This window comes from Streptomyces sp. SID5785 (genome assembly GCF_009870065.1).
Taxonomy (GTDB): domain Bacteria; phylum Actinomycetota; class Actinomycetes; order Streptomycetales; family Streptomycetaceae; genus Streptomyces.
This window is the reverse complement of sequence record NZ_WWIA01000814.1, coordinates 1-8,247: the sequence shown is the minus strand read 5'-3', so window position 1 is coordinate 8,247 and position 8,247 is coordinate 1. Positions and strand designations below refer to the sequence as shown.

7 protein-coding genes and 1 pseudogene are annotated in these 8,247 nt (G+C 74.2%); 2 read left to right on the top strand and 6 right to left on the bottom strand.

The genetic code is table 11. From position 1 onward, the window contains the following. The 6 genes from GTW43_RS26595 to GTW43_RS26570 form a co-directional block, all read right to left on the bottom strand. Positions 1-913 (bottom strand): Gfo/Idh/MocA family oxidoreductase (locus GTW43_RS26595; RefSeq protein WP_161304508.1); only part of this gene is annotated, 913 nt, incomplete at its 3' end. Next, entirely contained in the window at positions 910-1,833 is a 924-nt protein-coding gene (locus GTW43_RS26590; RefSeq protein ID WP_161304507.1) for a carbohydrate ABC transporter permease, read from the bottom strand. The genes GTW43_RS26590 and GTW43_RS26595, both read right to left, overlap by 4 nt. Next, positions 1,830-2,777, bottom strand: coding sequence for a sugar ABC transporter permease (locus GTW43_RS26585; protein ID WP_161304506.1), 948 nt, complete (start codon positions 2,775-2,777; stop codon positions 1,830-1,832). The genes GTW43_RS26590 and GTW43_RS26585 overlap by 4 nt, the downstream gene beginning before the upstream one ends. Positions 2,778-2,817: 40 nt before the next feature. After that, positions 2,818-4,560: an L-arabinonate dehydratase gene (gene araD / locus GTW43_RS26580; protein ID WP_161304505.1), complete on the bottom strand. Its 1,743-nt coding sequence runs from the start codon at positions 4,558-4,560 to the stop codon at positions 2,818-2,820. Further along, positions 4,557-5,483: a dihydrodipicolinate synthase family protein gene (locus GTW43_RS26575; protein ID WP_161304504.1), complete on the bottom strand. Its 927-nt coding sequence runs from the start codon at positions 5,481-5,483 to the stop codon at positions 4,557-4,559. The genes araD and GTW43_RS26575 overlap by 4 nt, the downstream gene beginning before the upstream one ends. Beyond that, positions 5,480-6,139: a GntR family transcriptional regulator gene (locus GTW43_RS26570; protein WP_161304503.1), complete on the bottom strand. Its 660-nt coding sequence runs from the start codon at positions 6,137-6,139 to the stop codon at positions 5,480-5,482. The genes GTW43_RS26575 and GTW43_RS26570 overlap by 4 nt, the downstream gene beginning before the upstream one ends. Before the next feature lie 266 nt (positions 6,140-6,405). Between GTW43_RS26570 and GTW43_RS26565 the strand changes: the two genes are divergently transcribed. Continuing rightward, positions 6,406-8,025 (top strand): VCBS repeat-containing protein, encoded by a 1,620-nt coding sequence (locus GTW43_RS26565; protein WP_161304502.1) that lies wholly within the window; start codon positions 6,406-6,408, stop codon positions 8,023-8,025. An 88-nt stretch (positions 8,026-8,113) separates the two neighbouring features. Then, a pseudogene (locus GTW43_RS38250) lies at positions 8,114-8,247 on the top strand (MFS transporter); the annotation flags it as partial.

Sequence of the window (8,247 nt, the reverse complement as noted above, 5' to 3'; positions counted from 1 at the left end):
GGTTCTCCAGGAGGTCGGTGCGGCCGTGCACGCTCTCCTCGGGTCCGTGCCCGGCGCGCTGCACGAGGACCCGGTCCTGCTTGTACCAGAAGGTGATGCGGCCGCGGCTGCCGTGCACGACGGCGTACGGTTCGCCGGGCTGTTCGGCGCACAGCGTCGCGGTGACGGCGACGCGGGTGCCGGCGCGGGTGTCGATCTCGGCGCTCGACGTGTCGTCGGCCTCGATCGCGTTGGCGCGGAACAGTTCGGTGCGCACGGCCGTGACGTCGTCCGCGGCGGTGGACCCGTCGAGGGCGAGGGCGGTGGCGACGGCGTGGGCGAGCGGGTTGGTCAGGACCCCGTCGGTGACGTCGGTGCCGTCCGCGTCGCGGCGGCGTCCGGCCCAGGGGGCGCGCCGGTAGTAGGCCTCGTCGCGGGCCCAGGCCCCGGCCGCGCCGACGCCGAGGGGCGTGCCGACGGCGCCGTCGCGGACGAGCCGGCGGATGTGCGGCACGGCGTGCGAGCCGAGGGACTGGAAGCCGATCTGGCAGGCGACGCCGGCTGTCTCGACGCCCTGCCGCATGCGGGCGTAGGCCGCGAAGGAGGGGGCGGGCGGCTTCTCCAGGAGCAGGTGGACGCCGCGGGCGGCGGCGGTCAGGGCGAGGTCGGTGTGGGTGGGGATCGGGGTGCAGACGACGGCCACGCGGGCGCCGGTGGTGTCGAGGAGTGCGCCGAGGTCGGCGGACTGCGCGACGGGGGCGTCGAATCCGGCGAGTTCGTCGGGGGTGAGCGGGGTGAGCTCGCAGACCCCGGCGAGGGTGACCCGGCCGGCCGCGGCCAGGCGCCGGATGTTCGCGAGGTGGTGGCGGCCGTGACCGCGGGCGCCGGCGAGGACGACGGGGACCGGAGCGCGGCGGGCCGGGTCGGCGCTCATCCCTTCACCGCCCCGGCGCTGAAGCCTGTGACCAGGTACTTCTGGATGAAGGCGAAGACGATCACGACGGGCACGGCGGCGACGACGCCGCCCGCGGCGAGGGCGCCGAGGTCCACGGAGTCGGCGGACAGCAGGGTGTTGAGGCCGACGGGGATGGTCTGGAGGTCCTGCTTGGACAGGAACATGAGGGCGAACAGGAAGTGGTTCCAGCTGTGCACGAAGGCGAAGGAGCCGACGGCGACGAGGCCGGGCCGCAGCATGGGCAGCACGACGGCGCAGAAGGCGCGGAAGCGGCCGCAGCCGTCGACCCAGGCGGCCTCCTCGAGCGAGTACGGCACGTTCTTGATGAAGTTGCTGAGCAGGATCATCGACAGCGGCAGCTGGAAGACGGTCTCGGCGATGACGACGCTGCCCAGCGAGTTGATCATCTGCAGGCCGGCGAACACCTTGAACAACGGGACGAGCAGCAGCGCGCCGGGCACGAACTGGGAGCAGAGCAGCGCGAGCAGGAAGCCGCGTTTGACCTTGAAGTCGAAGCGGGCCAGGGCGTATCCGCCGGCCAGCGAGACCAGCGTCGTCATGACGAGGGTGGCGCCGCCGACGATCAGGCTGTTCTGGAAGAAGACGCCGAAGCTGCGCTCGGTCCACACCTTGTCGAAGTGCTCGAACGTCAGCGGCCAGGGCAGCAGTCCGGTGGTGCCCGCGGGACGCAGCGCGAACAGCAGCATCCAGTAGAACGGCACGAGCGTGAAGAGCAGGTACACGGCGAGCGGCAGGTAGATCTGCCAGCGGGGCGCCTCGTCCCAGGCGCGCCGCTGCCTGCGGGAGCGGGCGGGGGTGCCGCCGGAGCCGGAGCGGACGGTGTCGCGGGTGTGCGGGAGGTCGGTGACGGCCACGGGGGCCTCCTGGGTGGTGGTCATGTGTCGTCGCCCCCGAACTTGCTCAGCCGGAGGTAGACGATCGAGCAGAAGAGGAGGATCACGAAGGCGACGGTGGTCAGGGCCGACGCGTAGCCGAAGTCGTGGGCGTCCACGGAGATGTTGGCGACGTAGAGCGGCAGGGTGGTGGTCTGGCCGGCCGGTCCGCCGCCGGTGAGGGTGTAGAGCAGGTCGACGTTGTTGAACTCCCAGACCATGCGCAGCAGCGTCGACAGGACGATGGCGTCGCGCAGGTGGGGCAGGGTGATGTGCAGGAACTGCCGGAAGCGGGAGGCCCCGTCGACCTCGGCGGCCTCGTAGAGGTCCTTGGAGACGGTCTGCAGGTCGGCGAGGATGAGGATCGCGAAGAAGGGGACGCCGCGCCACAGGTCGGCGACGATCGCGGCCGGGAAGACCGTGCCGGGGTCGGACAACCAGCTGGACCCGTAGTCGGCGAGGCCGAGATCGGCGAGGTAACGGGTCACACCGGTCTGGGAGTTGTAGAGCAGGACCCAGATCGCACTCGTGAGGACGCCGGAGACGGCCCACGGGGAGAAGACGAGGGCGCGGGACAGGGCGCGGCCGACGAAGCTCTGGTGGACGATGAGGGCGAGCGCGAGTCCGAGCAGGAGCTGGAGGCCGACCTCGACGACGACCCATTTGCCGCTGAAGGCGAGGGCCGTCCAGAACTGGTCGTCCTCGGTGAAGATGCGCGTGAAGTTGTCCCAGCCGGCGAATCCGTCGCGCCAGGGCTTGGTCGGGTTCTCGTGCTGGAACGCGGTGAAGAAGACGTTCAGGACGGGATACGCGATGAACCCGAGCATGAGCAGCCCGGCGGGCGCGATGAGCAGGTAGGGCAGCTTCCGCGGGGTGGCCGAGCGGCGCTTGCGCGGCTTCGGGGGCCCCTCGGGCCTTGGCACGGTGGCCACGGCGGAGGTCGTTGCCATGGTCGGCTCTCCGTTCGTACGGGGTGGCGGCTCGGGGCGGTCAGCCCGCGTAGGGGTCGGCGGTCTCGCCGGGGCGGGCCAGGAAGGCGAAGTCGCAGCCCGTGTCGGCCTGGGTGATCTGCTCGTCGTAGAGCGCTCCGTAGCCGCGGGTGTGGCGCTCGGGCGGCGGGCTCCAGGCGGCGCGGCGGCGCTCCAGCTCCGCGTCGTCCACGTGGAGGTGCAGGCTGCGGGCCGCGACGTCGAGGGTGACGGTGTCGCCCTCGCGGACCAGGGCGAGCGGTCCGCCGACGTAGGACTCGGGGGCGACGTGCAGGACGCAGGTGCCGTAACTGGTGCCGCTCATCCGGGCGTCGGAGATCCGCACCATGTCGCGCACGCCCTGTTCGAGCAGGTGGGCGGGGATCGGGAGCATGCCGTACTCGGGCATGCCGGGGCCGCCCTTGGGTCCCGCGTTGCGCAGGACGAGGACACTGTCGGCGGTGATGCCGCGCTCCGGGTCGTCGATGTCGCGCTGCATCTGCCGGTAGTCGTCGAAGACGACGGCGGGGCCGGTGTGCTTCAGGAGGCGGGGGTCGGCGGCGATGTGCTTGACGACGGCGCCGTCCGGGCAGAGGTTGCCGCGCAGGACGGCGACGCCGCCCTCCTCGGCCACCGGGTTCCGCCGGGTGCGGATGACGTCGTCGTCGTGGACGACGGCGCCGGCCAGCTGCCCGCCCAGGGTGCCGTTGACGGTGGGGCGTTCGAGGTGGAGCAGGTCGGTGACGCGGGAGAGGAAGCCGGGCAGCCCGCCCGCGAAGTGGAAGTCCTCCATGAGGTACGTGCGGCCGCCGGGGCGGACGTTGGCGAGGACCGGCACGGTGCGGGCGATGCGGTCGAAGTCGTCGAGGGTGAGCGGCACCCCGGCGCGTCCGGCCATCGCGATGAGGTGGATGACCGCGTTGGTGGAGCCGCCGAGTCCGAGCACGGTGGTGACGGCGTCCTCGAACGCGTCCCGGGTGAGGATCTCGGAGGGCCGCAGTGCGGTCCAGGCGAGGTCGACGGCGCGGCGTCCGGAGGCGGCGGCCATCCGCTCGTGCGCGGAGTCGACGGCGGGGATCGAGGAGGCGCCGGGCAGGGTCATGCCGAGGGCCTCGGCGGCCGCGGTCATCGTGGAGGCGGTGCCCATCGTCATGCAGTGGCCGGGCGAGCGGGCCAGACCGCCCTGGAGGTCGCGCAGTTCGCAGTCGGTGAGCCGGCCGGCCCGGTGCTCGTCCCAGTACTTCCACATGTCGGTGCCGGAGCCGAGGGTCTCGCCGCGCCAGTGGCCGGGGAGCATCGGGCCCGCGGGCACGAACAGGGCGGGCACGTCGGCGGAGGTGGCGCCCATCAGGAGCGCCGGGGTCGACTTGTCGCAGCCGCCGAGCAGCACGGCCGCGTCCACCGGGTAGGAGCGCAGGAGTTCCTCGGTCTCCATGGCGAGGAGGTTGCGGTAGAGCATCGGGGTGGGCTTCTGGTACGTCTCCGAGAGCGTGGCCACCGGGAACTCCAGCGGGAAGCCGCCCGCCTGCCACACGCCCCGCTTGACCGCCTCGGCGCGCTCGCGCAGATGGACGTGGCAGGGGTTGATGTCGGACCAGGTGTTGAGGACGGCGACGAAGGGGCGGCCCCGGTACTCCTCGTCGGAGTGACCGAGCTGCCGCATCCGGGCGTTGTGCGACCAGGTGCGCAGCCGGCCCTCGGTGCCGTACCACTGGTGCGAGCGCAGTTCTTCGGGGGCGAGCCGGGCCCGTGGGGCGGGGGTCATATGGACCACCCCGCGGCGATGGCGGCGATCTCGGCGCGCAGGGCGTCGGGGACGACGTGGCTGGGCGGGCGGACGTCGCGGCGGCACAGGCCGAGCGAGGCGAGGGCCTCCTTGACGACGGAGACGTTGTTGGCGGAGGCGTCGGCGCCGCGCAGCTCCTCGAAGCGGCGGATCTGTTCCCACACCTTCATGGCGGCGGGGTGGTCGCCGGCCCGCAGCGCGTCGAGCATGGCGAGGGAGACACCGGGGGCGACGTTGACGAGCCCGGAGGTGAAGCCGGTGGCGCCGGCCGAGAAGTAGGACGGCGCGTACGGTTCGGCGAGGCCGGCGATCCAGACGAAGCGGTCCAGGCCCGCGTCGCGGGCGAACGCGGCGAAGCGGGCGGCGTCCGGCACCGCGTACTTGACGCCGATGACGTTGGGGCAGGCCGCACCGAGTTCGGCGAGGCGGGCGCCGGACAGGGCCGGGTTCTTGATGTACGGGACGACGCCGAGCTCGGGGACGGCCTCGGCGATCGCCCGGTGGTAGTCGAGCCAGCCGGCCTCGGAGACGTACGGGTGCACGGGCTGGTGGACCATCACCATGGGGGCGCCGTGGTCGCGGGCGTGCCGGGCGTCGGCGACGGCGCCGGGCACGTCGTGGCCGACGCCGACGAGGACGGCGCCCTGTCCGGCGGACTCGTCGAGGGTGACCTCGGTGACGAGACGGCGCTCGTCGGCGGTCAGGGCGTAGAACTCGCCGGTGTTGCCGTTCGGGGTGAGGGTTCGCACGCCGCCGTCGAGCAGGCGGCGCAGCAGGGCGCGCAGCGTGGGCCGTTCGACGGAGCCGTCGGCGGCGAACGGGGTGACCGGGATGGCGACGACTCCGGCCAGCGCGGTGCGCTGCGTCTCGAAGTCCGTCGGGGTCCGGCGGGCGGCCGTCACAGGGTCCCGTCCTCTGCGTCCGCGGCCTCGGGAAAGGCGCGCCGCACGAACGAGGCGATGTGGTCGCGCAGGGCCCGGGAGGCGCCCTGCGCGTCACCGGCCAGGGCGAGTTCGAGGATCTCGCGGTGCTCGGCGGCCTCCCGCTCCCAGGACGGGTCGGCGGCCCAGGCGACGGCGGAGACGAGGGCGGCCTGGTCGCGGACCTCGTCGAGCATGCGGCCGAGGAGCGGGTTGCCGCAGGGGGCGTAGAGCGCGCGGTGGAACTCGCGGTTGGCGAGGGAGCGCTGCGCGGTGTCCGTCGCGGAGTCGGAGCGGGCGAGGGCGGCGGCGGCCTCGTCGAGGCGGGCCCGCCGGTGCACGGTGCGGCGCAGCGCCTCGGGTTCGAGCAGCAGGCGCACGTCGTAGACCTCGCGGGCCATGTCCGCGTCCACCATGCGCACCGTGACGCCCTTGTACTGGTTCATGACGACGAGTCCGGTGCCGGCGAGGGTCTTGAGCGCCTCGCGGACCGGGGTCTTGGACACCCCGAACTGTGCGGCCAGGTCGGTCTCGACGAGGGCCTGCCCGGGGGTGAGCTGACCGGTCAGGATGCGGCGCTTGATCTCCTCCTGGACGTACTGGGTGCGGGAGGGGATCGGCGTCGGGACAGAGGTCATGTGCGCCTCTCGGTGTATGGCGTATCGCGTCTCATATATGACGTACGAAGTACGACGCGTTGAAGCTAGAAGCGGCCACACGGTTTCGTCAACGCTTCGGACAAAAGAAGTCCCGGAAATCCGCAAGCGCTTTCTGTCTTGCCGCGGGCGGCGCCCCGGGCGGCGCCCGGACAGCGCCCCGGGCGGGGCGTCGCGGCCCGCGTGCGTGACCCGATGGTGACCGTCCCGTGAGCTCAACGCCGCCCGCGCATGGGGGGATGGAGGCCATGGACCGCTCCTCTCGCCGTCGCCGCGCCCGGCGGCCCCGGCTTCCCCTCGCGGCGGCCTGCGCCGCCCTGCTGCTCGCCGTCTCCTGCACGGGAGCGGGCGGCGGGTCGCGGGACGGGGCCGCGGCGCACGCGGACCCGGGGCGCTGCACGACGCCCCGGGCCGCCGCCGCGTCCCCCGCACCCACGGCACGCCCCGCTCGCCGAACACCCCCGGCCGGGGCCGACTTCGACGGCGACGGGCGCCACGACCTGTTCCTGGAAGGCCGGTACGGGAAGCCCGGCACGCCGTCCCGGGCGGCCGTCGTCCTGCTGCTCGGCGCCCGGGGCGGGGCCCCGGCCGGGCGCACGGTCTCGGTGACCGGCCGGTTCCCCGGGCTCGTGCCCGGCGCCGCCGAGAACTCCGGGGACATCACCGCGCTGACCCACCTGAGCGGCGACTGGGACGCCGACGGCCGGACCGACCTGCTCCTGCGCGTCTTCCGGAGCAGCGCCGGCGCGCACGCGCCCACGTACCGCCCGGTGTTCGTGTGGGGCGGTACGGGCGGCCTCGCCGGGACGCGCGCCGAACTCCCGGCGACGGACGCCCCGCCGGTCGCGGCCGGGGACTTCGACGGTGACGGGCGGCTCGACCTGGTCTCGGGCCCGTTCACCGCGACCGCCGACCGGCGCGACCCGGTGCGCTGCGCGGCGGTCGACTTCGGCCCGTTCGACCGCGACGGGCGGCCGGCGCAGCGCCGGTACGTGGATGTGACCCGGCGCGGCACGGTCTTCGCGGACCGGCTCACGGCGGGCGACTTCGACGGCGACGGGCGGGACGAGTTCGTCGTCGAGGGCGACCGCGGCGCGGGCTCCCGCTCGACCCGCTCCGACGACGACGGCGCCGCGTGGTCGTCGTACGCGGTGGACGCGGCCGCGTACCGGTACGGCCCCGGGCGCACGGTGACCCGTACGGGCGGGCTGCGGGCGCTCGGCGACGGGCGGACCCGGCCCTACGACCCGGAGGACGACTCCGGCACGCCGCCCCCGCTCACGGCGCCGTCCGGCACCCTGACGGCCCGCACGACCGGCGACTTCGACGGCGACGGGCGCACCGACCTGCTCACCGGCCGTACCGACATGTCGACCGGGGAGCGGGCCCGCGTCGTCTACGGCGGCCGGTCCGGGCCCTGTGCGGGACGGGCGCCGACCGAGCCCCCGACGGGCGACCGGTGGACGGTCGCGGACGTGACCGGTGACGGCCGGGACGACCTGGTCACGGGGGACGTCACGGGCGCGCTGAACCGTGCGGGCACCGTCTCGGTGTTCCCCGGCGGTCCGCACGGCCTCGCCGCGCGGGCGACCGTGACCTTCGACCGCGACGACGTCGGCATGACGGCGGCCCGCGCGGACGCGCCCGCGGGCGACAGGGACCTCTTCGGCGGGGCGCTCGCCGCGGCGGACCTGGACGGTGACGGCGCCGCCGAACTCGCCGTCCTCACCCAGGACTTCCGCTCCGTGCCGGGCACCCACGGCACGTTCTGGATCGTGCCGGGCGGGGCGCGCGGGCCGGTGCCCGGCCGGGCCTTCGCCCTGAACGTCGAGCACGTCGAGCGCGCCGGGCGCTCCGGGCGCGACTGACGCCTCAGGCGCGGCGCCCTGGACCCCGGCGCGCATAAGGCGGTTGCCTCATGCGCCCGACGGGGCCTCAGGTCCAGGCTCGGCGGCCATGACCTCTTCCCGCGGGCCGTGCGCCGGCCGTCCGCTCGTCCGTGTGCTGCGCGACCGCACTGCCGCGCGCTGCTTGCTCGCCGTGCTCGTCTCGGGCTTCGGGACCAGCGCCCTGTGGCTGGTGGCCGGGGT